At 70.5% G+C, this 23,794-nt stretch carries 22 protein-coding genes; 16 read left to right on the top strand and 6 right to left on the bottom strand.

Features of this window, described 5'->3' with window-relative positions:
• Positions 1-54 precede the first annotated feature (54 nt).
• From ACFWYS_RS28935 to ACFWYS_RS28885, 11 genes are all read left to right on the top strand, one after another.
• Positions 55-2,538: an alpha-L-arabinofuranosidase C-terminal domain-containing protein gene (locus ACFWYS_RS28935; protein ID WP_384775039.1), complete on the top strand. Its 2,484-nt coding sequence runs from the start codon at positions 55-57 to the stop codon at positions 2,536-2,538.
• Positions 2,539-2,754: 216 nt separating this feature from the next.
• Positions 2,755-3,708 (top strand): ABC transporter ATP-binding protein, encoded by a 954-nt coding sequence (locus ACFWYS_RS28930; protein ID WP_384775036.1) that lies wholly within the window; start codon positions 2,755-2,757, stop codon positions 3,706-3,708.
• Positions 3,708-4,547, top strand: coding sequence for an ABC transporter permease (locus ACFWYS_RS28925; RefSeq protein ID WP_384775033.1), 840 nt, complete (start codon positions 3,708-3,710; stop codon positions 4,545-4,547). Before ACFWYS_RS28930 ends, ACFWYS_RS28925 begins: the two co-directional genes overlap by 1 nt.
• 25 nt (positions 4,548-4,572) lie before the next feature.
• On the top strand, positions 4,573-5,919 hold the full coding sequence (locus tag ACFWYS_RS28920; protein WP_384775030.1) for a sensor histidine kinase: 1,347 nt from the start codon (positions 4,573-4,575) through the stop codon (positions 5,917-5,919).
• Positions 5,916-6,584 carry a response regulator gene (locus ACFWYS_RS28915; protein WP_384775027.1) on the top strand — a complete coding sequence of 223 codons (669 nt, stop codon included), beginning with the start codon at positions 5,916-5,918 and terminating at the stop codon, positions 6,582-6,584. Before ACFWYS_RS28920 ends, ACFWYS_RS28915 begins: the two co-directional genes overlap by 4 nt.
• Positions 6,585-6,680: 96 nt before the next feature.
• On the top strand, positions 6,681-7,379 hold the full coding sequence (locus ACFWYS_RS28910) for a LuxR C-terminal-related transcriptional regulator (protein WP_384775025.1): 699 nt from the start codon (positions 6,681-6,683) through the stop codon (positions 7,377-7,379).
• A gap of 96 nt (positions 7,380-7,475) precedes the next feature.
• Positions 7,476-8,504: an N-acetyl-gamma-glutamyl-phosphate reductase gene (gene argC, locus ACFWYS_RS28905; protein WP_384775022.1), complete on the top strand. Its 1,029-nt coding sequence runs from the start codon at positions 7,476-7,478 to the stop codon at positions 8,502-8,504.
• Complete coding sequence (gene argJ / locus ACFWYS_RS28900) at positions 8,501-9,652, top strand: bifunctional glutamate N-acetyltransferase/amino-acid acetyltransferase ArgJ (RefSeq protein WP_384775019.1); 1,152 nt, start codon at positions 8,501-8,503, stop codon at positions 9,650-9,652. Before argC ends, argJ begins: the two co-directional genes overlap by 4 nt.
• The gene (gene argB, locus ACFWYS_RS28895) at positions 9,649-10,560 is read left to right on the top strand and encodes an acetylglutamate kinase (RefSeq protein ID WP_384775017.1); all 912 of its coding nucleotides are present in this window, start codon (positions 9,649-9,651) and stop codon (positions 10,558-10,560) included. Before argJ ends, argB begins: the two co-directional genes overlap by 4 nt.
• Positions 10,557-11,753: an acetylornithine transaminase gene (locus ACFWYS_RS28890; RefSeq protein ID WP_384775014.1), complete on the top strand. Its 1,197-nt coding sequence runs from the start codon at positions 10,557-10,559 to the stop codon at positions 11,751-11,753. Before argB ends, ACFWYS_RS28890 begins: the two co-directional genes overlap by 4 nt.
• A gap of 19 nt (positions 11,754-11,772) precedes the next feature.
• Positions 11,773-12,327 carry an arginine repressor gene (locus tag ACFWYS_RS28885; protein ID WP_272114716.1) on the top strand — a complete coding sequence of 185 codons (555 nt, stop codon included), beginning with the start codon at positions 11,773-11,775 and terminating at the stop codon, positions 12,325-12,327.
• A gap of 81 nt (positions 12,328-12,408) precedes the next feature.
• Here ACFWYS_RS28885 and ACFWYS_RS28880 read toward each other — a convergent pair whose 3' ends face one another.
• The 6 genes from ACFWYS_RS28880 to ACFWYS_RS28855 all read right to left on the bottom strand — a co-directional run bounded on the left by ACFWYS_RS28880 (position 12,409) and on the right by ACFWYS_RS28855 (position 17,858).
• On the bottom strand, positions 12,409-13,149 hold the full coding sequence (locus tag ACFWYS_RS28880; protein ID WP_384775010.1) for an FAD:protein FMN transferase: 741 nt from the start codon (positions 13,147-13,149) through the stop codon (positions 12,409-12,411).
• Between the two features lie 55 nt (positions 13,150-13,204).
• Positions 13,205-13,996, bottom strand: coding sequence for an FMN-binding protein (locus tag ACFWYS_RS28875; RefSeq protein ID WP_384775007.1), 792 nt, complete (start codon positions 13,994-13,996; stop codon positions 13,205-13,207).
• Between the two features lie 45 nt (positions 13,997-14,041).
• On the bottom strand, positions 14,042-15,424 hold the full coding sequence (locus tag ACFWYS_RS28870) for a ferric reductase-like transmembrane domain-containing protein (protein WP_384775004.1): 1,383 nt from the start codon (positions 15,422-15,424) through the stop codon (positions 14,042-14,044).
• A 151-nt stretch (positions 15,425-15,575) separates the two neighbouring features.
• Positions 15,576-16,277: a L,D-transpeptidase gene (locus ACFWYS_RS28865; RefSeq protein WP_384775001.1), complete on the bottom strand. Its 702-nt coding sequence runs from the start codon at positions 16,275-16,277 to the stop codon at positions 15,576-15,578.
• A gap of 3 nt (positions 16,278-16,280) precedes the next feature.
• Complete coding sequence (locus ACFWYS_RS28860; protein WP_384774998.1) at positions 16,281-16,868, bottom strand: pyridoxamine 5'-phosphate oxidase family protein; 588 nt, start codon at positions 16,866-16,868, stop codon at positions 16,281-16,283.
• Between the two features lie 117 nt (positions 16,869-16,985).
• Positions 16,986-17,858, bottom strand: a complete 873-nt coding sequence (locus ACFWYS_RS28855; protein WP_384774995.1) for a hypothetical protein — start codon at positions 17,856-17,858, stop codon at positions 16,986-16,988.
• 254 nt (positions 17,859-18,112) lie between these two features.
• Between ACFWYS_RS28855 and argH the strand changes: the two genes are divergently transcribed.
• From argH to ACFWYS_RS28830, 5 genes are all read left to right on the top strand, one after another.
• Complete coding sequence (gene argH, locus ACFWYS_RS28850; protein ID WP_384774993.1) at positions 18,113-19,543, top strand: argininosuccinate lyase; 1,431 nt, start codon at positions 18,113-18,115, stop codon at positions 19,541-19,543.
• Positions 19,544-19,733: 190 nt separating this feature from the next.
• Positions 19,734-20,561 carry an alpha/beta fold hydrolase gene (locus ACFWYS_RS28845; protein ID WP_384774990.1) on the top strand — a complete coding sequence of 276 codons (828 nt, stop codon included), beginning with the start codon at positions 19,734-19,736 and terminating at the stop codon, positions 20,559-20,561.
• A 65-nt stretch (positions 20,562-20,626) separates the two neighbouring features.
• Positions 20,627-21,598: an aldo/keto reductase gene (locus ACFWYS_RS28840; RefSeq protein WP_384774988.1), complete on the top strand. Its 972-nt coding sequence runs from the start codon at positions 20,627-20,629 to the stop codon at positions 21,596-21,598.
• Between the two features lie 91 nt (positions 21,599-21,689).
• Entirely contained in the window at positions 21,690-22,259 is a 570-nt protein-coding gene (locus ACFWYS_RS28835; protein WP_384774985.1) for a TetR/AcrR family transcriptional regulator, read from the top strand.
• A complete protein-coding gene (locus tag ACFWYS_RS28830) occupies positions 22,256-23,782 on the top strand; it encodes an MFS transporter (RefSeq protein ID WP_384774982.1) in 1,527 nt (508 codons plus the stop codon). Before ACFWYS_RS28835 ends, ACFWYS_RS28830 begins: the two co-directional genes overlap by 4 nt.
• Positions 23,783-23,794: the final 12 nt, after the last annotated feature.

Genomic DNA, 23,794 nt, shown 5'->3' with positions numbered 1-23,794 from the left:
GTTCGAAGTGCTGATCATTGTCTGATATTTCGAACAACGAGCCGCGGAGTATCCATGTCACGCACCAGCCGCACCCGCTGGAGACTAGGTCTGACGACCACCGCCCTCCTGACGGCGACGGCCCTCCTCCCGGCGCCGGCGCACGCCGAGGGCGTCACCGACTACGCGATCACCGTCGATCCCGCGGCCCAGGGCGCGAAGATCGACGACACGATGTACGGCGTGTTCTTCGAGGACATCAACCGGGCCGCGGACGGCGGTCTGTACGCCGAGCTCGTGCAGAACCGGTCCTTCGAGTACTCGACGGACGACAACCGGTCGTACACGCCCCTCACCTCCTGGGCGGTCGACGGCACCGCACAGGTCGTGAACGACGCAGGGCGGCTGAACGAGCGCAACCGCAACTACCTCTCGCTGGGCGCCGGTTCGGCCGTCACGAACGCCGGTTACAACACCGGGATCCGTATCGAGCAGGGCAAGCGGTACGACTTCTCGGTGTGGGCCCGGGCCGAGAGCGGCACCACGCTGAGCGTCGCGCTCAAGGACGCCGCCGGCGACCTGGCGACCGCCCGCCAGGTGGCCGTCAAGGGCGGCTGGGCCAAGTACCGGACCACCTTCACCGCGACCCGCACCAGCAACCGCGGCCGGCTCGCCGTCGCCGCCACCGACGCGGCGGCCCTCGACATGGTGTCGCTGTTCCCGCGCGACACCTACAAGAACCAGCCGAACGGCCTGCGCAAGGACCTCGCCGAGAAGATCGCCGCCCTGCACCCCGGCTTCGTCCGCTTCCCCGGCGGCTGCCTGGTCAACACCGGCTCCATGGACGACTACAGCGAGGCCTCCGGCTGGCAGCGCAAGCGCTCCTACCAGTGGAAGGACACCATAGGCCCGGTCGAGCAGCGCGCCACCAACGCCAACTTCTGGGGCTACAACCAGAGCTACGGCCTCGGCTACTACGAGTACTTCCGCTTCTCCGAGGACATCGGCGCCATGCCGCTCCCCGTCGTCCCGGCCCTGGTGACCGGCTGCGGCCAGAACAAGGCCGTGACCGACGAGGCGCTGCTCAAGCGGCACATCCAGGACACCCTCGACCTCATCGAGTTCGCCAACGGCCCGGCGACCTCCAAGTGGGGCAAGGCCCGCGCCGAGATGGGCCACCCGAGGCCCTTCCACCTCACGCACCTGGAGGTCGGTAACGAGGAGAACCTGCCCGACGAGTTCTTCGCCCGCTTCCAGCAGTTCCGCACCGCGATCGAGGCCAAGTACCCCGACATCACGGTCATCTCCAACTCCGGCCCGGACGACTCCGGCACGACCTTCGACACCGCCTGGAAGCTCAACCGCGAGGCGAAGGTCGACATGGTCGACGAGCACTACTACAACACCCCGAACTGGTTCCTGCAGAACAACGACCGCTACGACTCCTACGACCGCGGCGGCCCGAAGGTCTTCCTCGGCGAGTACGCCTCCCAGGGCAACGCCTGGAAGAACGGCCTCTCCGAAGCCGCGTTCATGACCGGCCTGGAGCGCAACGCGGACGTCGTCAAGCTGGCCTCGTACGCCCCGCTGCTCGCCAACGAGGACTACGTCCAGTGGCGGCCCGACCTGGTCTGGTTCAACAACCGCGCCTCCTGGAACTCGGCCAACTACGAGGTCCAGAAGCTGTTCATGAACAACGTCGGCGACCGGGTCGTCCCGTCGAAGGCGACCACGACCCCGAACGTCAGCGGTCCGATCACCGGTGGCGTCGGCCTGTCGACCTGGGCGACCAGCGCCGCGTACGACGATGTGAAGGTCACCGCGGCCGACGGCTCGACGCTGCTCAGCGACGACTTCTCCGGTGACGCCTCCCAGTGGAAGCACGTCGGCGGCGGCAGTTGGAGCGTCCAGGACGGCCAGTACGTCCAGACGGACGCCGCCGCCGAGAACACCATGGTCCAGGCCGGCGACCCGTCCTGGCACGACTACGACCTGCATGTGAAGGCCACCAAGAAGTCCGGCAAGGAGGGCTTCCTCGTCGCCTTCGGCGTCAAGGACACCGGCAACTACTACTGGTGGAACCTGGGCGGCTGGAACAACACCCAGTCCGCCGTCGAGCAGGCCGTGGACGGCGGCAAGGGCACCCTGATGACCAAGGCAGGGTCCATCGAGACGGGCCGCGCCTACGACATCGACGTCAAGGTGCGCGGCCGTCAGGTCACCCTGTATCTGGACGGCAAGGAGTGGGGCGGCTTCACCGACGACAAGCCGGCCGAGCCGTTCCGCCAGGTCGTCACCAAGGACGCCCGGACCGGTGATCTGATCGTCAAGGTCGTCAACGCCCAGTCCGCCCGGGCCCGTACGGCGATCGACCTCGGCAGCGCCAAGGTCGCCGCCACGGCCCGGGTGACCACGCTCGCCGCCGGCCAGGACGCGGTGAACACCGAGACAGACGCGCCGGTCGCCCCGGCCACGTCGACCTTCTCGGGGGTCGCCGCGAAGTTCACGTACACCTTCCCAGCGAACTCGGTCACCTTCCTGCGGATCAAGCAGAGGTAGGTCGCGCGGGGTCCCGCGAAGTGGTTCCAGCGGTGGGTCGTCGCCCGGACGGGCAGCGGCCCACCGTCGCACCTGGGCCAAGTGGTACCGCGGTACCAGTCGCCTCCCGAAGATTCCCCTCCGGTCCCAGTGCCCCGACCTGCGCCGCTCCTAGCGTCGAAGACAGACACCGCGCCCCGCCCGGGGCCCGGGTTCGAGGCAGGAGAGGGCACTTCCATGATCGAGGCGCGTGAGCTGACCAAGCGGTACGGCGACAAGACGGTCGTCGACCATCTGAGCTTCACCGTGCGGCCCGGTGAGGTCACCGGCTTTCTCGGCCCCAACGGCGCGGGCAAGTCCACGACCATGCGCATGATCGTCGGCCTGGACGCTCCCACCGAGGGATCGGTCGTCGTCGGCGGCAAGTCCTATGCCAGGCACGCCGCACCGTTGCAGGAGATCGGCACGCTGCTGGAGGCCAAGTCCGTCCACCCCGGACGCAGCGCGTTCAACCATCTGATGGCGCTGGCGTACACCCACGGCATTCCGCGCCGCCGGGTGGACGAGGTGATCGAGCTGGCCGGACTGACCAGCGTGGCCGGCAAGCGGGTCGGTGCCTTCTCACTCGGCATGGGGCAGCGGCTCGGCATCGCCTCGGCGCTGCTCGGCGACCCGGCGATCGTCATGCTCGACGAACCGGTCAACGGCCTCGACCCGGAGGGCGTGCTCTGGGTACGCAACCTGCTGCGCTCGCTGGCCGACGAGGGCCGGGCCGTGATGCTCTCCTCGCATCTGATGAGCGAGACCGCGCTGATCGCCGACCACCTGGTGATCATCGGACGCGGACGGCTGCTCGCCGACACCACCGTCGCCGACTTCACCCGGGAGGCGAGCGGCTCGGGCGTGAAGGTGGCCACCGCCGAGGCCGTGCGGCTGCGTTCGCTGCTGGCCGGCCCCGACGTCACGATCAGCTCCTCCTCCGCGGAGGAACTGCTGGTCACCGGCCGTGACGCCCGGGAGATCGGGGCGATCGCCGCCCAGCACGGCGTACCGCTGTACGAACTCACCCCGCAGGCCGTCTCCCTGGAGGCGGCGTTCATGGAGCTCACCCGCGATGCCGTCGAGTACCAGAGTGCTCCGGCCGACAGCGGGGCCGACACCGCGTCCGACACCGAGCGAAGGGCCGCCTGATGTCCGTCACCAGCATCACCCCCGCCCCTGCCCGCACGACGAAGTACAAGGTGACCGGCCTCGGAGTGCTGCGCTCGGAGTGGGCCAAGTTCTGGTCGCTGCGCTCCAGTTGGATCACCCTCGGCGTCGCCGTGTTCCTCCTGGTCCTGTTCGGCGCGATCGCCAGCTACACCTACAGTCCCGACGCCGTCGCGGCCGGCGGGCCACCCGGACCGGGAGCCTCCGACGGCGACAGCACCGCGGTCAGTCTGGCCCTGACCGGCGTGACCTTCGCGTCCCTGGCCATCGGCGTGCTCGGCGTACTGCTCTCCGCGGGCGAGTACAGCACCGGCATGATCCGGTCCACGCTCGCCGCGGTGCCGCGCCGGCTGCCGGTGCTGTGGTCCAAGGCGCTGGTGATCGGGCCCATCGCCCTGGTCCTCGCCACCCTCGGCGCGCTGGCCGCCTTCCAGTTGGGCACCCCGGGCCTGGACGGCGAGCGGATCGCGCTCTCGCTCGGCGACGACGGTGTCCTGCGCAGCCTGGCCGGCGCCGGGGTCTACCTCGCGCTGGTGGCCGTGTTCGGCGTGGCCCTGGGCATGCTGATCCGTTCCTCCGCCGGGGCCATCGCGGCCCTGGTCGGCGTTCTGCTGATCCTGCCCGGGCTGGCCTCGCTGCTGCCGGACTCCTGGTACGACACGCTGAGCCCCTACTTCCCCAGCAACGCGGGGTCGGCCGTCTACGCCCTGCACGAGTCCTCGGACGCCCTCTCGCCCGGGGCCGGACTCGCCGTCTTCGCCGGCTGGGTGGCGCTGACCCTCGCCGGGGCCGCCCTCCGGCTCGTCAAGACCGACGTCTGACCTGGGCACGAGGACAATGGTCGCCATGAACCCGGAGCGCCAGGCAGCCGCCGCGGACCCCTCTCGGGGGACGGTGCCCGCACCGTCCCCCGGGTTCGACGCCGCGTGGGCGCACCCGGTGCTGGGCCGGCTGCTGCGCGACCAGAGCCGCCGCCGTCGGCTGGACCGCAGGCACCCCTGGCTGCTCGACACGGCCGTGGTGCTGCTGATCGTCGCCATCAGCGTGCCCGACCTGGTCTGGGGGCACGGCAGCTCCCCCTTCGGGGACGCCGACGACCGTGACGAGCTGCCGTCGTTCGTCCCGTACGTCTTCGTCGTCGCGTTCGCCGTCCCGCTCTGGTGGCGGCGCAAGGCCCCCGTCGTCACCTTCTTCGTGATCGCTGCGGTGTCCCTCGCCCACTGGTCCCTGGGCCTCTGGCTGCCGGCGGGCCTCGCCGTGCTCGTCGCCCTGTACACCCTGGCCCGCACCGGTTCGCTGCGGGTGCTGGGCTGGGCCGCCGCGCTCACCGCGGTCCAACTGGTGCTGGCGGCCTTCGTCCTGATGCCGGTCGACCATCCGCTGCTCGCCGTCTTCTTCCTGCTGGGCACGGTGACGGCGGCCATCGCCATCGGCCTGACCCTCCGTATCCGCCGGATGTATCTGGAGGCCCTGGAGGACCGCGCCAGACGTCTGGAGGTCGAGCAGGACCAGCGCCTGAGACTCACCGCCGCCGCCGAGCGGTCCCGGGTCGCCCGCGAGATGCACGACATCGTCGGCCACAACCTCTCCGTGATGGTCAGCGTGGCCGACGGCGCCGCGACCCTCGCCACGGGCCGGGGCGAGCAGTCCGCCGATGCCCTGCGCATCCTCGGCGACACCGGCCGCCAGGCCATGAGTGAACTCCGCCGGGTCCTGGGCGTCCTGCGCGAGGACCAGGACGGCGAGCGGATGCTCAGCCCGCAGCCCGGCATCCCGGACCTGGACCCCCTGCTGGCGCGGGTGCGCGCGGCGGGACTGCCGGTGACGTTCCGGACCGTGGGCGAGTCCAACAGACTGGGCGACGGCGTTCAGCTCACCGTCTACCGCATCGTCCAGGAGTCCCTCACCAACACGCTCAAGCACGCGGGCCCCGGCGCCTCCGCCGAGGTCACCGTCGTGGTGGAGGCGGGGGAGGTGCGGATCCGGGTCACCGACACCGGTGCACCGCCGGGGGCGCCCGCACGCCCGAAGCAGGCCACCCAGGACGACGACGGCCCGGGGCATGGCCTCGTCGGCATCCGCCAGCGGGCCGCCATGTTCGGCGGCACCGTCATCACCGGACCGCGCGACACCGGCCACGGCTGGCTCGTGGACGTCGTGCTCGACGTACCGCGAGGAGAACACCTGCCATGACCACCGTGCTGATCGCCGACGACCAGCCCCTTCAGCGCATTGGTGTGCGCATGCTCCTCGAAGGCACCCCCGGCCTGGAACCGGTCGGCGAGGCCGAGCACGGCGCCGAGGCCGTCCGCATGGCCGCCGAGCTCCGCCCCGACGTCGTCCTCATGGACATCCGTATGCCCGGTATGGACGGCTTGGAGGCCACCCGCCGCATCGTCGCGTCCGGCGGCCGCACCCGCGTCCTCATCGTCACCACCTTCGACCTCGACGAGTACGCCTACGACGGGCTGCGCGCCGGAGCCAGCGGCTTCCTGCTCAAGGACGCCCGCCCCGAGGAACTCGTGGCCGGCATCCACGCGGTCGCCACCGGCGACGCCGTCGTCGCCCCCAGCCTCACCCGCCGGCTGCTGGACGCCTACGCCCACCAGGTCCTCGCCCCGACCGACGCCCCCGTCCCCGAGGACCCCCGGCTGCGGACCCTCAGCGACCGCGAACGGGAGGTGCTGGTCGCCATCGGCCAGGGCTGGACCAACACCGAGATCGCCGAACGGTTCGTCCTCACCGAGTCCACCGTGAAGAAGCACGTCGGACGGGTCCTCGCCAAGATCGGCGCCCGCGACCGCATCCAGGCCGTGATCATGGCCTACGACGCCGGTCTCGTCAGGGCGAAGTCCTAGCCGTTCGCCTACTCCGGCTTTACGGAAGCCGCGCTAATCTGATGTACGAAACCGTTTCGTTCAGCGAAGCTGGACCTCGGCAGGGAGAAGACAGGCATGGTCTCCGTACTCGTCGTCAACGACCAATCCCTCCAGCGCCTCGCCCTGCGCATGCTCCTGGCCGCCGAGCCCGACCTGGACTGCGTCGGTGAGGCGGTGGACGGGGAGGCGGCGGTGCGCGCGGTCGGCGAGCTCCGTCCCGACGTCGTCCTCATGGACGCCCATCTGTCCAGGCCGGACAGCATCGGCACCATCCGGCGCCTCGCCCGGCCCGCACGTGTCGCCGACGCTCCGCGGGCCGCCCCCGTTCCGGCCCGCCCGCCGCGCGTACTGGTGCTGACCCCGGCCGGTCAGGAGGGGTATGCCTACGCCGCGCTGCGTGCCGGGGCCCGCGGCTTCCTGCTCAATGACGCCGCCCCGGAGGAGCTGACCGCGGCCGTCCGTGTCGTCGCCGCCGGAGAGGCCGTCATCACCCCGGCGCTGACCCGCGCTCTCATCGACGCCGTCCGTCTGCAGCGCACGTCCCGCCCCCTTCGGCCGGCCGCCGGGCTCGACGTTCTCACCGGGCGTGAACGCGACGTTCTCGTCGCCGTCGCCTCGGGCTGGTCCAATGCGGAGATCGCCGAGCGGCTGTCCATCGCCCCGACCACCGTCAAGACCCACGTCAGCAACCTCCTCACCAAGATCGGCGCCCGCGCCCGCGTCCAGGCGGTGACCTTCGCCTACGAGTCCGGCCTCGTCCGGCCCGCGGCCTGACCCGGACCAGGGGTGCGGTCGGCCCGGCCCGCCTCTTCAGAGATTGCATAAACGTGCATCGAAACGTATAGTCATGCCGTCTAGGAGGAGGATTCCATGGCGGTACGTGCGGCAGTGGCCGGAGCGAGCGGATACGCGGGCGGGGAACTGCTGCGTCTGCTCCTGGCGCACCCCGAGGTCGAGATCGGAGCCCTGACCGGCAACTCGAACGCGGGACAGAGGCTCGGAGCGCTGCAGCCGCATCTGCTGCCCCTCGCCGACCGCGTGCTCCTGGAGACCACGCCCGAGGCGCTGAGCGGCCATGACGTCGTCTTCCTCGCCCTGCCGCACGGCCAGTCCGCCGCCGTCGCCGAGCAGCTCGGCCCGGATGTGCTGGTCGTCGACATGGGCGCCGACTTCCGGCTGAAGAACGCGGGTGACTGGGAGAGGTTCTACGGCTCCCCGCACGCCGGCACCTGGCCGTACGGCCTTCCCGAACTGCCGGGTGGCCGCGCTGCGCTGGAGGGGTCCAAGCGCATCGCGGTGCCCGGTTGCTACCCGACCGCCGTCTCCCTCGCCCTGTTCCCGGCCTACGCCGCCGGCCTCGCCGAGCCCGAGGCCGTGATCGTCGCCGCCTCCGGCACGTCCGGCGCGGGCAAGGCGCCCAAGCCCCATCTGCTGGGCAGCGAGGTCATGGGCTCCATGACGCCGTACGGCGTCGGCGGCGGCCACCGGCACACGCCCGAGATGATCCAGAACCTCAGCGCGGCCGCGGGGGAGACGGTGAGTGTCTCCTTCACGCCGACCCTCGCGCCCATGCCCCGCGGCATCCTCGCCACGTGCACGGCCTCCGCGAAAGACGGTGTCACCGGCGAGTCCGTCCGCACCGCCTACGAGAAGGCCTTCGCCGACGAACCCTTCGTCCATCTCCTCCCCGAGGGGCAGTGGCCCGCCACGGCGTCCGTCTACGGTTCGAACGCCGTTCAGGTGCAGGTCGCGTTCGACGCCGCCGCGAACCGCATCATCGCGATCAGCGCCATCGACAACCTCACCAAGGGCACGGCCGGCGGCGCGGTCCAGAGCATGAACATCGCCCTCGGGTTTCACGAGAACACCGGGCTTTCCACGATCGGAGTCGCACCGTGAGTGTCACGGCAGCAAGAGGGTTCCGGGCGGCGGGTATCGCCGCCGGGATCAAGGAGAACGGCAACCCGGACCTGGCCCTCGTGGTCAACGACGGGCCCCGCCGCGCCGCCGCGGGCGTCTTCACCTCCAACCGCGTCAAGGCCGCCCCGGTCCTGTGGTCCGAGCAGGTCCTGAAGAGCGGTGAGGTCTCCGCCGTGGCCCTCAACTCCGGTGGCGCCAACGCCTGTACGGGGCCGAAGGGCTTCCAGGACACCCACGCCACCGCCGAGAAGGCCGCCGAGGTGCTCGGCCGGGGCGCCATCGAGGTCGCCGTCTGCTCCACCGGCCTGATCGGCGTGCTGCTGCCCATGGACAAGCTGCTCCCGGGTGTCGAGACCGCCGCGGAACAGCTCTCCGAGCACGGCGGCGAGAAGGCCGCCATCGCCATCAAGACCACCGACACCGTCCACAAGACGTCCGTCGTGACGAAGGACGGCTGGACCGTCGGCGGGATGGCGAAGGGCGCCGGCATGCTCGCGCCCGGCCTCGCCACCATGCTCGTCGTGATCACCACCGACGCGGCCCTCGACAACGACGTACTCGACAAGGCCCTGCGCGCCGCCACCAAGGTCACCTTCGACCGGGTCGACTCCGACGGCTGCATGTCCACCAACGACACCGTGCTGCTGCTCGCCTCCGGCAGCGCCGAAGTCTCCCCGGAGTACGCGGAGTTCGCCGAGGCCGTACGGCAGGTCTGCGACGACCTCGGCCAGCAGCTGATCCGGGACGCCGAGGGCGCCAGCAAGGACATCAAGGTCGAGGTGATCAACGCCGCCACCGAGGACGACGCCGTCGAGGTGGGCCGCTCCATCGCCCGCAACAACCTCCTCAAGTGCGCCATCCACGGCGAGGACCCCAACTGGGGCCGTGTCCTCTCCGCGATCGGCACGACGCAGGCCGCCTTCGAGCCGGACCGGCTCAACGTCGCCATCAACGGCGTCTGGGTGTGCAAGAACGGCGGCGTCGGCGAGGACCGCGAGAAGGTCGACATGCGCTACCGCGAGGTGCACATCGTCGCCGACCTCGCCGCCGGCACCGAGACCGCCACCATCTGGACCAACGACCTGACCGCCGACTACGTCCACGAGAACAGCGCCTACTCCTCATGAGCAATCAGACGCGCAAGCACACCGCGCTCCCCAAGGCCCAGATCCTCATCGAGGCGCTGCCCTGGCTGGTCCGGCACAACGGCAAGACCGTCGTCATCAAGTTCGGCGGCAACGCCATGATCGACGAGGACCTCAAGGCCGCCTTCGCCCAGGACGTCGTCTTCCTGCACCACGCCGGCCTCAAGCCGGTCGTCGTGCACGGCGGCGGCCCGCAGATCAGCGCCGCCCTCGACAAGCACGGCATCGTCAGCGAGTTCAAGGCCGGCCTGCGGGTCACCACCGAGGACGCCATGGACGTCGTACGGATGGTGCTGGCCGGGCAGGTCCAGCGCGAGCTGGTCGGCCTGCTCAACCAGCACGGACCGCTCGCCGTCGGCCTGACCGGCGAGGACGCGCACACCATCACCGCCACCCGGCACCAGCCCGAGATCGACGGCGAGCTCGTCGACATCGGCCGGGTCGGCGAGATCACCGACATCGACACGGGCGCGATCGAGGCGCTGCTGGCCGACGGCCGGATCCCCGTCGTCTCGTCGATCGCCCGTAGCCAGGACGACCACCATGTCTACAACGTCAATGCTGATACGGCGGCTGCGGCACTCGCTGCTGCGCTGGGCGCCGAAACCCTCATGGTCCTCACGGACGTCGAGGGCCTTTACGAGGACTGGCCGCACAGCGATGAGGTGATCAGCCGCCTCACCGCTTCCCAACTGGAGAAGCTGCTGCCGGAGTTGAGCTCCGGCATGGTGCCGAAGATGGAGGGCTGCCTGCACGCCGTGCGGGGCGGCGTGACCACCGCCCGGGTCATCGACGGCCGAGTCCAGCACTCGATCCTGCTGGAGATCTTCACCGACGAAGGAATCGGCACGATGGTCGTGCCGGACGCGCCTGAGGGGGACGCCGAATGACCGGGACCGCGGCAAACGCAGAGTACGCCGAGCGGTGGCAGGGCTCGCTCATGAACAACTACGGCACCCCGCGGCTCCCTCTCGTACGCGGTGAAGGCCTGAAGGTCTGGGACGCCGACGGCAAGCAGTACTCCGACTGGGTCGGCGGCATCGCGACCAACGCGCTGGGCCACGCCCACCCGGCGATCGTCGAGGCGGTCGGCAAGCAGATCGCGTCCCTCGGCCACATCTCCAACTTCTTCATGGCCGAGCCGACCCTCGCCCTCGCCGAACGGCTCCTCCAGCTGTTCGGCCGGGACGGCAAGGTCTTCTTCTGCAACTCCGGGGCCGAGGCCAACGAGGCCGCGTTCAAGATCGGCCGGCTGACCGGGCGGACCCATGTCGTCGCCACCGAGGGCGCCTTCCACGGCCGTACCATGGGCGCCCTCGCGATGACCGGCCAGCCCGGCAAGCGGGAGCCGTTCCTGCCGCTGCCCGGTGAGGTCACGCATGTGCCCTTCGGCGACGCGCAGGCGCTGGCCGCCGCGGTGACGGAGGAGACGGCTCTGGTGATCATCGAGCCGATCCAGGGAGAGCTGGGCGTCGTGGTGCCGCCCGCCGGATATCTGAAGGCGGCGCGGGCGATCACGGCCGCGACGGGAGCGCTCCTCGTCCTCGACGAGGTGCAGACCGGCATCGGCCGCACCGGGCACTGGTTCGAGTACCAGGCCCACGAGGGCGTCCTGCCGGATGTCGTCACCCTCGCCAAGCAGCTCGGCGGCGGGCTGCCGCTGGGCGCGACGGTCGCGTTCGGGCGGGCGGCGGAGCTGCTGCAGCCCGGCCACCACGGGACGACCTTCGGCGGAAACCCGGTCGCGTGCGCCGCGGGGCTGGCCGTGCTGGACACGATCGCGAACGAGGGGTTGCTGGAGAACGTCAAGCGGCAGAGCGAGAAGTTGCGCGACGGTGTGGAGGCTCTCGGCCACCGGTTGATCGCCCATGTCCGGGGTGGCGGCCTCCTCCTGGGTATCGTGCTCACCGAGCCACTCGCCGCCAAGGTGCAGCAGGCGGCTCAGGACGCCGGATTCCTGGTGAACGCGCCCGCCCCCGATGTCGTACGGCTGATGCCGCCACTGAACCTCGGTGACGATGAAGTGGAGGCGCTTCTTCAGGCCCTTCCCGGCATCCTGGACGAGGCCGACGGGGACGGATGAACCTGGGAATGAGACGACGATGAGTCAGGCGCAGGACCACGGGCAGAACGACGTGAACGGGGCTGCCGGGCCTCATGTGCCGCAGACCCGGACCGCACGCCACCGCCGGATCGTGGACATTCTCAACCGGCAGCCGGTGCGGTCGCAGAGCCAGTTGGCGAAGCTGCTCGCGGACGACGGGCTGAGCGTCACGCAGGCGACGCTCTCCCGGGATCTGGACGAGCTGAACGCGGTGAAGATCCGTAACAACGACGGCGACCTGATCTACGCGGTGCCGAGCGAGGGCGGGTTTCGTACGCCGCGGGCGCCGCTGGGGGAGTCGGCGAAGGAGGAGCGGATGCGGCGGTTGTCGCAGGAGCTGCTCATCTCCGCGGAGGCTTCGGCGAATCTCGTGGTCCTGCGTACCCCTCCGGGGGCCGCGCAGTTCTTGGCCTCGGCCATCGATCAGGCCGAGCTGCATGACATTCTGGGGACCATCGCCGGGGATGACACGCTGATGTTGATCAGCCGGAATCCCACGGGTGGGCAGGCTTTGGCCGAGCACTTGTTGAGGTTGGCTCAGAACGGCCACTGAGGGGGGTGGTGGCCGTTGTATGCCGAGTGCGGGTGGGGTGTGGCTGGTCGCGCAGTTCCCCGCGCCCCTGGGGGTTGCAGCTCAGCCGAGTCGGGCCGCGAGGCCTCCTGTGCAGCGCACCTCATCCCCCGCCGTGATCAGCAGGGCCTCCACGTCCGGTAGTGACTCCAGCCACCGCAACCCCTGCCGCGAACCCATCGCGAAAGCCGCCGTCGCCCAGCAGTCCGCCCAGGTCAGTCGAGGGGCGACCACCGTCACCGCCACCAGGTCCGTCACCGCTGAGTGTCCTGTGCCGGGGTCGACTATGTGGGCGCCGCGTTCTGCCGTGCCGGAGGTGGCCACCGCCAGTTCGGTGAGGCCGGCGGCGGAGATGACCGCGGCCAGGCCGCCGGGGCGCAGGGGGTCGGAGACACCGACCCGCCAGGGGCGCTGCGGGCCGGGCACGCCCAGCAACTGCACGTCGCCGCCGCCGTTCACGCTCACGCCGGCCACGCCCGGGAGGTCCGCCAGGCCGCGGGCCGCGCGCTCCACCGACCAGCCCTTGACGATGCCGGTCGGGTCGAGGCGGCCCTCGTACGTCGTGCTGAACCAGCCGTCGCTGAGCCGTTCCGCCTCGGCGGCCAGGCCGAGGACCTCGGCGACCTCGGGGTCGCACTCTTCGACGGTCAGGTCACCGCGTGCCAGCCGGGAGACCTGGCTGTCGTCGCGGTAGGTGCTGAACACCTCGTCCACCCGGTGCAGCCCGGCGACCGCCGTTTGCAGCGCTGACTGCACGGCACCGGGATCCCCGCCGCGGACGTCGAAGGAGAAGACCGTCCCCATGACCTCCTCCGCATGACGTACCGCGGCGGGAGCTTGTGTCGGTTCCGCCACCGTGTCAGCCACCGGCCTGGTCCACGGCGGACTGCAGGGATTCCTTGTAGCCGGCGCTGGTGTAGGTGGCCCCGGAGACCGCGTCGATGTCGGCGCTGCCTGCCGCCACGGCCGCCTGGTTGAGCTTCGGTACGGCGTTGCCGGTGATGTCGGTGCTCCGGCCGCCGCTGGGCGCCTGGACCGTCTCGGCCTTGGTGATCTTTCCGCCGGCGACGGTGATCCGGACCTGGACCGGCCCGTACTGGGTCTGGGCGACGCTGCCGGTGACGGTACGGGCCTGAGCGGCGCCCGAACCCTGGCCCGACCCCTGCGAACCGGATCCCTGCGAACCCGAACCCTGCGACGAGCCCGCGCTCGCCTTCGCCTTGTCGATCGCCGACTGGAGGGATTCCTTGTAGCCCTTGCTCGTGTACGTCGCCCCGGAGACCGCGTCGATGTCGGCGCTGCCTGCCGCGACGGCCGCCTGGTTGAGCTTGGGCACGGCGTTCGCGGTGATCTGGTCGCTCTGGCCGCCCTTGGGCGCCTGGACGGCCTCCGCCTGGGTGATCTTGCCGTTGCTGACGGTCAGCCGCACCTGCACGGCCCCGTACTGGGTCTGCGCCGCGTCACCGGTGACCGTGCCGGACCCGGCCGCCTGGGCGCCGCCCTGGGCCGAGGCCGCCGGCGGTGCCCCGACGCCCGCCGCCTGCGCGGACGCCGGGTCCGTCGCCGGTTTCAGCGACAGCAGCAGCACGATCCCGGACACGGTGGCGGCGCCGGCCAGCACGACACGCCGGATGGGGTGACTCTTCCTCATGGCTTCTACAGCTCCTGAAGTCTTGAAGTCTCGAAGTCCCGTCGCTCACATCTCGAACGACTCGTGATGGATGCGGCGGGCGGGCACCCCCGCGCCGCGCAGTGCCTCGTACACGCCCTGCGCGAAGCCGGGCGGCCCGCACATGAAGACGTCGTGCTTGTCGATGTCCGGCAGCTTCTGCTGCAACCGCTCCGCCGAGATGTCGGGCCGCTCGCCGTCCGGGCTGTTGACCGCGTACATCAGCCGGGCGCCGCGCTCGTCGGCGATGGCCGCGAGCTCGTCCCACAGCGCCAGGTCCTGGGTGCTGTTGGCCCGGTAGAGCAGGGTGATGTCGCCGGCCGCGCCGGGCAGCGTCTCGAAGAGCGCCCGCATCGGCGTGATGCCGACGCCGCCCGCCACAAGAAGCACCTTGCCCCGGCTGCGGCGCTGGGCGGTCATGGCGCCGTACGGCCCCTCGGCCCACACCTTGGTGCCGGGCTTCAGATCGCGCAGCCGGGACGTGTGGTCGCCGATCGCCTTGACCGTGATCCGCAGCATGTCGGGGCGGGGCGCCGCCGACAGCGAGTACGGGTGGGAGCTGAACCGCATGCCCGGCGCCTTGAACCGCCAGCGGAAGAAGTGCCCGGCCTCGGCGCCCATGCGGTGCAGCTTGCGTCCCCCGATCAGCACCGAGACGATGCCGGGCGTCTCCTCGATGACCGCCTCGACGTACATCCGGTGCCGCAGGTTCAGGCGGATCGGGGTGATCACCCGGTACCAGAGCGCCAGGGCGGTGACCACGCCGTACAGGCCGTACCAGAAGGTCTTCGCGGCGGGCTCGACGGCGAACTCGTTGCCGGTGGTGATCTGGTGCCAGAACGTCAGGAACACGGACGCGTACGTCAGCAGATGGACGTGGTACCAGGTGTCGTACGGGATGCGGCGGCGGATGCCGCCGATCGAGATCAGCGCGATGAAGAACAGCAGACCGGTGCCGATGGCCGCCTTGCCCATGTCGGGCAGCGTGTTGACCGAGTCGACCGTCTGCTGAACGACGTCACCGAGCGTCTTGCCGGCCTGGAGCGCGTACGCCCACATGGTGAGGAAGACATGCGCGATGACCAGGCAGACCGTGTACCGGCCGCTCATCGCGTGCCAGCGCGCGACCCGGTCCGAGCCCACCCGCCGCTCCAGTGCGGGCACCCGCGCCATCTGCAGCACGACGAGCGCCATCAGATAGCCGGCGAGCAGTCCGGTGATCCGGCCCGCCGCGAGGATCTTCGCGGTGTTGTCCGCGAGGGACGGCGTGTTGTCCCACCACAGCCACAGCACCGCCGCCGCGCCCGCCCATAGGGCGATCACCAGCGGGACGGCCGGGGAGCGGCGCGGTCGGATGCGGCGCATCGTCTGGCGTCGGGCGGCACGGCCGCCCGCGAGCGTGGTGGTCACGGTTCCTCCGGGGACGGGAGCAAGGGGAGTGCGTGATTGACGTGGTCCCTTGGCCCAGAGATACGTGCGGGGAGGTCCGTGCGTTCAGTGGCGCTCGCTGAGTGTGCTCGACCAGCACCGGGGGATGGCCGTCAGTACCGGGTGACGGCCTTCAGTACCGGGTGACGGCCGTCGGTCCGTTCGCCGTTCCGATCGCCATGTGCGGTCGCCGGCGCGGATCGGCCCACTTGAGGACCCGCTGCATCGCGTCCGCCGACACCGACACACAACCGGCCGTCGCCCCACGCCCCTTCACATGGAGGAAGATCCCGGCCCCGCGCTGCTTCACCGGACGGTCGTAGTTGAACCCGATGACGAGCGCGTACGCGTACAGCGCCCCGTACGAGACGAGGTGCTCGGACTCGGCGGCCCGGCAGTCGCGGGCCAGGGGCTCGCTCCAGCGGTTGTACGCACGGGAGTTGTTGTCCTGGCACCACCAGGAGCCCTTGTGGACACGGCGGTACTTGTACGCCGTCCCGCGCGGCGCCGCCTTGATGCCGAAGGCGTACGGCAGCCCGTACAGCCCCGTCGGCGTCGTGTTCGTGCCCTGCTTGCGTCTGCCGCCCTCGACGAGCCCCTTCGCCCCGAAGCGGGCCGACGCCGAACCGGCCTTGACCCACCGCCCGTCCACCCGGTTCCACCAGGTGACCGTCCCCGACGTCGAGCCGGCCTTCGGGGCCACGGCGGTGATCAGCTGGGTGCCGCCCCCGGTGTCGGCCATGCGCGCGGGCAGCGGCTGCGGCGGCCCGCCGCCGGGCGCGGCGGCGAGCACGAGGAGGGACGCGGACGCGAGGGCTACGGCACCGGGGCGCATGGCTCAGACGCTAGACGGAGGCAGCGGCAACGGCAGCCCGGGTAGGCCATCCAGGCTGGTGGCGATGTGCTCCTTCTTGGCGAAGTACGCGCTCAGCGAGTCGTCGTCCTCACGCGCGAACCGCTTGCCGTGCAGATCGCGGTCCTCGTCGTACGTCATCAGGGGGACCGCGTACCCGCAGGAGTCCCGAATGACGTCGGCCCGCACGACGATGATCGCGCGCAGGCCGTGCAGGGAGGGGTCGATGTCGGGGAAGTGGCCGAGCAGCTCCTTGAACCGTGGGTCGTCGCGGAAGACGGCCTCACCGCGGCCGTGGACGCGGACGATGTTGGGCGGACCCTGGAAGGCGCACCACATCAGGGTGATCCGGCCGTTCTCCCGCAGATGCGCGACGGTCTCGGCGTTGGATCCCGCGAAGTCGAGGTAGGCCAGGGTGAGTTCGTCGAGGACCGCGAAGGATCCCCTGAGGCCCTTGGGGGAGAGATTGACCGTCCCTTCGGCGGACAGGGGAGCGGTCGCGGTGAAGAAGAGGGGCTGCTCCTCGATGAACGTGCGGAGCCTGCCGTCTATGCGTTCGTAAGTCTTTCCCACGTCCACCGAGTATGGACGCGGATCGTTCGCCCGTCTAAGGAATTGCGAGGTCCGCCTGGAGCCACCACGGCCGCCCCGGCCGGCGTGCCAACGGGGCGGCCGTGGCTGCCTGTCACCTCACTTGCTGAGCGTGCAGGCGGCCAGCGAGTTCAGCCCCTGCGGCTTGGCCGCGGTGCGGCCGATGGAGATGGCGATGCGGTCGATCGTCGACACCCGCTTGTCCTTCAGTGGACCGAGGATGGCGTTCTGGACGAAGTTGGGCCCGCCCTGGCCGACCGTGTTGGCGAGTCGGGTGTTGGCCTCCTGGATCTGGGTGTTGAGCAGCGCGAGGTTGCGGTCGACCTCGGCCTTCGCGGACGCGGGGACCGCCGGGAGCTTCGACTTCACGTCCGGGCAGGAGATGGAGCCGGCGGCGCTGCCCGCGTTGCCCGCATTCCCCGTGTTCCCGGCGTTGCCGGTGTTCCCCGCGTTCCCGGTGTTCCCCGTGTTGCCGCCCGCCTGCTGGGGCGGCGTCGCGTTCGGGGTCGAGGCGCCCGCGTTCCCGTTCGCGTTGAGGGTGCACGGCGCCAGCGCGTCCAGGCCCTGCGGTCTGGCGGCCGTGCGGCCGATGGCCGTCGCGATGCGGTTGATGGTCGCCACCCGCTTGTCCTTCAGGGGGCCGACGATCGCGTTCTGGGCGAAGTTGGGCCCGCCCTGGCCCACGGTGTCGACCAGCCGCTTGTCGGCCTCCTGGATCTGGGTGTTGAGCAGCGCGAGGTTGCGGTCGACCTCGGCCTTCGCGGACGCGGGGACGGCCGGGAGCTTCGACTTCACGTCCGGGCAGGAGACGGTGCCGGGTCCGGCCAGTGTCCGGACGTTCGTGCCGCCGCTCCAGGACGTCTCCCCGGCCAGGGCGAAACCGGCGATCACCGTGCCGGACAGCGCCACCGCGGCGGCGCCGCCGATGAAGGTGACGCGACGCTTGTTGTACTTCGGAAGAGCCCTGGACATGCGGATGCCTCACTCGGGTTCGGGAGTGTCGTCGGTTATGAACGCGGCGCCTGCGTTCGGCGAGAGATACGGGAAAGCGGTTTCCCGCGTTCAAGGGCAGCTCGAAATCCGCTCCGATTGACGAATCATGCAGGACTCTGCATAATCATGCAGGTCAATGTGTGGCGCGTTCGCACTAACCTGACGACCGCCTCCCCGTTCACGCCACGGGGAGGCGGTGCCACACACGCAGACCCTCCCGAGGAGCGCAGCAAGTGAGCAGCAACAGCGGTGACGTACGGCTCTGGGGCGGCCGTTTCGCCGACGGTCCCGCCGAGGCCCTGGCCAAGCTGTCCGCGTCCGTCCACTTCGACTGGCGGCTGGCGCCGTACGACATCGCCGGTTCGCGTGCCCACGCGCGCGTGCTGCACAAGGCGGGCCTGCTCACCGAGGACGAGCTTCAGCGCATGATCGCCGGGCTCGACCGGCTCGAAGCGGATGTCGCCGACGGTTCCTTCGTGGGCACCATCGCCGACGAGGACGTGCACACCGCCCTGGAGCGCGGCCTGCTGGAGCGCCTCGGCCCCGACCTCGGCGGCAAGCTGCGCGCGGGCCGGTCCCGGAACGACCAGGTCGCGACCCTCTTCCGGATGTACCTGCGGGACCACGCCCGCATCATCGGCGGCCTGATCGCCGACCTGCAGGACGCGCTGATCGGCCTCGCCGAGGCCCACCCGGACGTCGCGATGCCCGGCCGCACCCACCTCCAGCACGCCCAGCCGGTGCTCTTCGCCCACCATGTCCTGGCCCATGTGCAGTCCCTGTCCCGGGACGCGGAGCGGCTGCGCCAGTGGGACGAGCGCACGGCGGTCTCCCCGTACGGCTCGGGTGCCCTGGCGGGCTCCTCCCTCGGTCTGGACCCGGAGGCGGTGGCGAAGGACCTCGGCTTCGAGCACGGGTCGGCCGGCAACTCGATCGACGGCACGGCGTCCCGTGACTTCGTCGCCGAGTTCGCCTTCATCACCGCGATGATCGGCGTGAACCTCTCCCGGATCGCCGAGGAGATCATCATCTGGAATACGAAGGAGTTCTCCTTCGTGACCCTGCACGACGCGTTCTCCACGGGCTCGTCGATCATGCCGCAGAAGAAGAACCCGGACATCGCGGAGCTGGCCCGGGGCAAGTCCGGCCGTCTGATCGGCAACCTGACGGGCCTGATGGCCACGCTCAAGGCCCTCCCGCTGGCCTACAACCGCGACCTCCAGGAGGACAAGGAGCCCGTCTTCGACTCCTGCGACCAGCTGGAGGTCCTGCTCCCCGCCTTCACCGGCATGATGGCGACCCTCACGGTCAACCGCGAGCGCATGGAGGAACTGGCTCCGGCCGGCTTCTCCCTGGCCACCGACATCGCCGAGTGGCTGGTCAAGCAGGGCGTCCCGTTCCGTGTCGCGCACGAGGTCGCGGGCGAGTGCGTGAAGGTCGCGGAGGGGGAGGGCAAGGAGCTGGACGAGCTGACGGACGAGCAGTTCGCGAAGATCTCCGCCCACCTGACGCCGGAGGTGCGGACGGTGCTCAATGTGCCGGGCGCGCTCGCTTCCAGGAACGGCCGTGGCGGTACGGCACCGAGCGCGGTCGCGGTCCAGCTGGCCGAGGTGAAGGCGGACCTCGCCGCCCAGCGGGAGTGGGCAACTGCCAAGCAGGGCTGACCCGTTCCACTGCTCCGAAGGGCCCGGACCTCCGTCCGGGCCCTTTGTGCTGCCCCGCCCGCTGGGTAACGGAAGAAAATCGGCCATTGGCCGAAACCTTGACTTGCGCCTACTCGGAGGTAACTATTCCGGTTGCCGGTCGACAATGTCGAACACCGGTTGGGTCGCTGCCGAGCATGAAAGGGACGTCATGCACGCAAGACGTACAAGACGAACTGTCCGCCTTCTCGCCGTCGCCGTCGGTGCGGCGCTGTGCGCCCTCGGTCTCACGCCCGCCGCGGACGCCGCCGACACTCCACCGCCCGGTGCGAACAACTGGTCCTGCAAACCGGACTCGGCTCATCCGCAACCCGTGGTCCTGGTGAACGGCACCTTCAAATCCTCGTACGAGAACTGGCTGACCTTGTCGCCCGCGCTCGCGGAGGCCGGCTACTGCGTCTTCTCCTTCGAGTACGGCGACCTGGAGACCGCCCCGGTCGCGGACTCGGCGGCCGAGCTGCGCGACTTCGTGAACGCCGTGCTCGGTGCGACCGGCGCCAAGAAGGTCGACCTCGTCGGCCACAGCCAGGGCGGCATGATGCCCCGCTACTACGTGAAGTTCCTCGGTGGCGCGACCAAGGTCGACGACCTCGTCGGCATCGTGCCCTCCAACCACGGCACCACCAACCCGCTCGCCCTGGTGGCCGGCGCCACCGTCTGCCCCTCGTGTGTCGACCAGACCGCCGGCTCGGACTTCCTCCAGAAGCTCAACGCCGACCCGGAGACACCGGTGGGCCCCGACTACACGGCCATCGCCACGCGCTACGACGAGGTGGTGCTGCCCTACACCAGCTCCTTCCTCGCCGGCCGGGCCTCCTACGTGACCAACGTGCTGCTCCAGGACCGCTGCCCGTTGAACATCACCGAGCACGACCAGGCGCCCAAGTCGCCGCTGGTCGAGCAGTGGGTGCTCAACGCCCTCAAGCGCGACGGACCGGCCGACCCGGCCTTCGGCCCGAACTGCCTCGGCTCCGGCTGAACCGCCCGGGGCTGGGTAGATTGGTGGCCGGATCCCCCCTCAGTCGATCGTGCAGGGAGCGCCCCATGCCCTTCAGCCGTCTGGCCACCGCGACCACCCCCACCGCGCACATCGGTCTGGGTCTGGCCGCCGTCGGCCGTCCGGGCTACATCAATCTCGGCCGGGAGGACGACCTCCCGGCCGAGCGCACCGTCGACGCCCTGCGCCACCGCACCCACGAACTCCTCGACGCCGCCTACGCCCAGGGCGTCCGCTACTTCGACGTCGCCCGCTCCTACGGCCGCTCCGAGGAGTTCCTCGCGGACTGGCTGGGCGCCCGCCCCGCGTTCGGCGACATCGTCGTGGGCAGCAAATGGGGCTACACCTACACCGCCGACTGGACCACCGACGCCGAGAAACACGAGGTCAAGGACCACAGCCTCGCGACGTACGAGCGTCAGCGCGCCGAGTCCGACACCCTCCTCGGCGACCATCTCGACCTCTATCAGATCCACTCGGTGACCCCGGACAGCCCCGCCCTCACCGACAAGGACCTCCACGCCAAGCTCGCGGAAGCCGCCGCTCGGGGCACCACCATCGGCTTCTCCACCAGCGGCCCGGCCCAGGCGGCAGCGATCCGCGCCGCCCTCGCGGTGACCGTCGACGGCGAGCCCCTCTTCCGTACCGTCCAGTCGACGTACAACGCCCTGGAGACCTCGGCCGCCCCCGCCCTCGCCGAGGCCCATGACGCCGGGCTGACGGTGATCGTGAAGGAGGGCATGGCCAACGGACGCCTCGCGGACCCCTACGCGCCGGACGTGCTCAAGGCCGTCGCCGAGGAGACGGAGCTCGGCTGCGACGCCGTCGCCCTCGCACTGATCCTGCGTCAGCCCTGGGCCGGTGTGGTCCTCTCCGGCGCGGCGACGACCGTACAGCTCGTGTCCAACCTGCACGCCGCCGTCGTGGACCTCGACGAGGAGCAGTTGGAGCGGCTGGCCGGACTGGTCGAGGAGCCGGGCGCGTACTGGGAGCGGCGCGGGCAGCTGCCCTGGCACTGACACAGGCCCGGTAGACCCCACTCATCAGCAGCTATGAGTCACGCACGCCCATGATGAGACATCAATGTCTCACATGCGCTACTCTTGTCTCATGGCTGTCGATCGTGACCACGTACTGCGCACCGCCGCAGCCCTGCTGACCCGGAAATCCACCGCGACCATGGACGAGGTCGCCAAGGCGGCCGGGATCAGCCGGGCCACCCTGCACCGGCAGTTCGCCGGGCGGGACGCCCTCGTGCGGGCGCTGGAGTCGCTCGGTATCGCGGAGTGCGAGGCCGCGCTGGACGCGGCCCGGCTGGACGAGGGCGCGGCGCGGGACGCCGTGCACCGGCTGGTCCGGGAGATCGAGCCGGCGGCCGGACTGATCGCGTTCCTCTACACCGAGAACCAGCTGTTCGAGGGCGAGGAGCAGAACGCGGGCTGGGCCCGCATCGACGAGCGCATCGCGGCCCTCTTCCGGCGCGGCCAGCAGAGCGGCGAGTTCCGCATCGACCTCACCCCGGCCTGGCTCACCGAGGCGCTCTACGGCCTGCTGGCCTCCGGGGCCTGGGCGGTCTCCGAGGGCCGGGTCGCCCGCAACGACTTCACCCACATGATCGTCGAGCTGCTGCTCGGCGGCGCACTACGGCAGCACACCACCGAACAGAGAGAGGAATCATGACCAGCACCCTGCAGCCGGCGACGACGACCGAGGCGGTGACCAAGCGCCCCGGCCGTTGGCTCGCGCTGTCCGTCCTCGTGCTCGCCGTGCTGCTGGTGGCCGTCGACGCGACCGTCCTCGGCCTGGCGACCCCGTACATCAGCGAGGACCTGAAGCCCTCCGGCACCCAGCTCCTGTGGATAGGCGACGTCTACTCCTTCGTGATCGCCGGACTGCTCGTGTCGATGGGCAGCCTCGGCGACCGCATCGGCCGTAAGCGGATCCTGCTCGTCGGCGCCACGGCGTTCGGCGCGGTATCCGTCCTCAACGCCTATGCGACGACACCGGAGATGCTGATCGTCGCCCGGGCGCTGCTCGGTGTCGCGGGCGCGACCCTGATGCCGGCGACCCTCGCCCTGATCCGCAACCTCTTCCACGACCCGCGCGAACGCAGCCTCGCCATCGGCATCTGGGGCGCGACCGCCTCCGCCGGTACGGCCGTCGGCCCGATCGTCGGCGGCTTCCTGCTCGAACACTTCTGGTGGGGTTCGGTCTTCCTGATCAACCTGCCGGTCATGGCGGTCCTGGTTCTCGTCGGCATCAAGCTGCTGCCCGAATCGCGCAACCCGAGTCCCGGACCGTGGGACCTGATCAGCGTCGCGCTGTCGCTCGTCGGCATGGTCGCCCTCGTGTACGCCGTCAAGGAAGCCGCCTCGCACGGCTTCACCTGGACCACCGTGACCGTGGGCCTGCTGGGCGCCGCCGCGCTGTACGGCTTCGTACGCCGCCAACTCACCCTGCCGACCCCCCTGCTGGACATGCGGCTGTTCCGCAGCCGCGGCTTCAGCGGCGCCGTGCTGGCCGACCTGCTGACCATCCTCGGCCTGTCCGGCCTGGTGTTCTTCCTCTCCCAGTTCCTGCAACTCGTGCAGGGCAGGGGCCCGTTCGAGGCGGGGCTCGCCGAACTGCCCGCCGCGATCGGCGCGGTCGTGGCCGGTCTGATCGCCGGCCGTGCGGCCCGCCGCTTCTCGGTACGGGCCGTGGTCTCCGGCGGTCTCGCGGCGATCGGCGTCGCCCTGGCCGTGCTCACGGTGATCGACCGCTCGACGGGCTACCCGCTCCTCGGCGCCGCCCTGCTGGTGGTCGGCATCGGCGCGGGCTTCTCCTTCACGGTGACCTCCGACGTGATCCTCTCCTCCGTACCGAAGGAGCAGGCGGGAGCGGCGTCGGCGGTGTCGGAGACGGCGTACGAACTGGGCGCGGCTCTGGGCATCGCGGTGCTCGGCTCGATCGTGACGGGCGTCTACCGAGGCTTCACGGGTCCCACGGGCACACCGGCCGAGGCCCACGAGTCACTGGGCGGTGCGGTGGAGGCGGCGGCGGGAATGCCGACGCAGACGTCGGAGGCGATGCTGGATGCCGCCCGGAGCTCCTTCGTGGACGGGCTGGCGCTGGCGTCAGGGGTGGGCGCGGCCGTGCTGCTCATAGCGGCGGCGGCAGCGTGGTTCCTCCTCCGCGGCCAACGGCTCGACAACGCCGCCTAAGGGGCGCGGGGC

It is taken from the genome of Streptomyces sp. NPDC059010 (assembly GCF_042740355.1).
In the GTDB taxonomy this organism is placed as follows: domain Bacteria; phylum Actinomycetota; class Actinomycetes; order Streptomycetales; family Streptomycetaceae; genus Streptomyces.
This window is presented reverse-complemented; position numbering and strand designations above follow the sequence as displayed.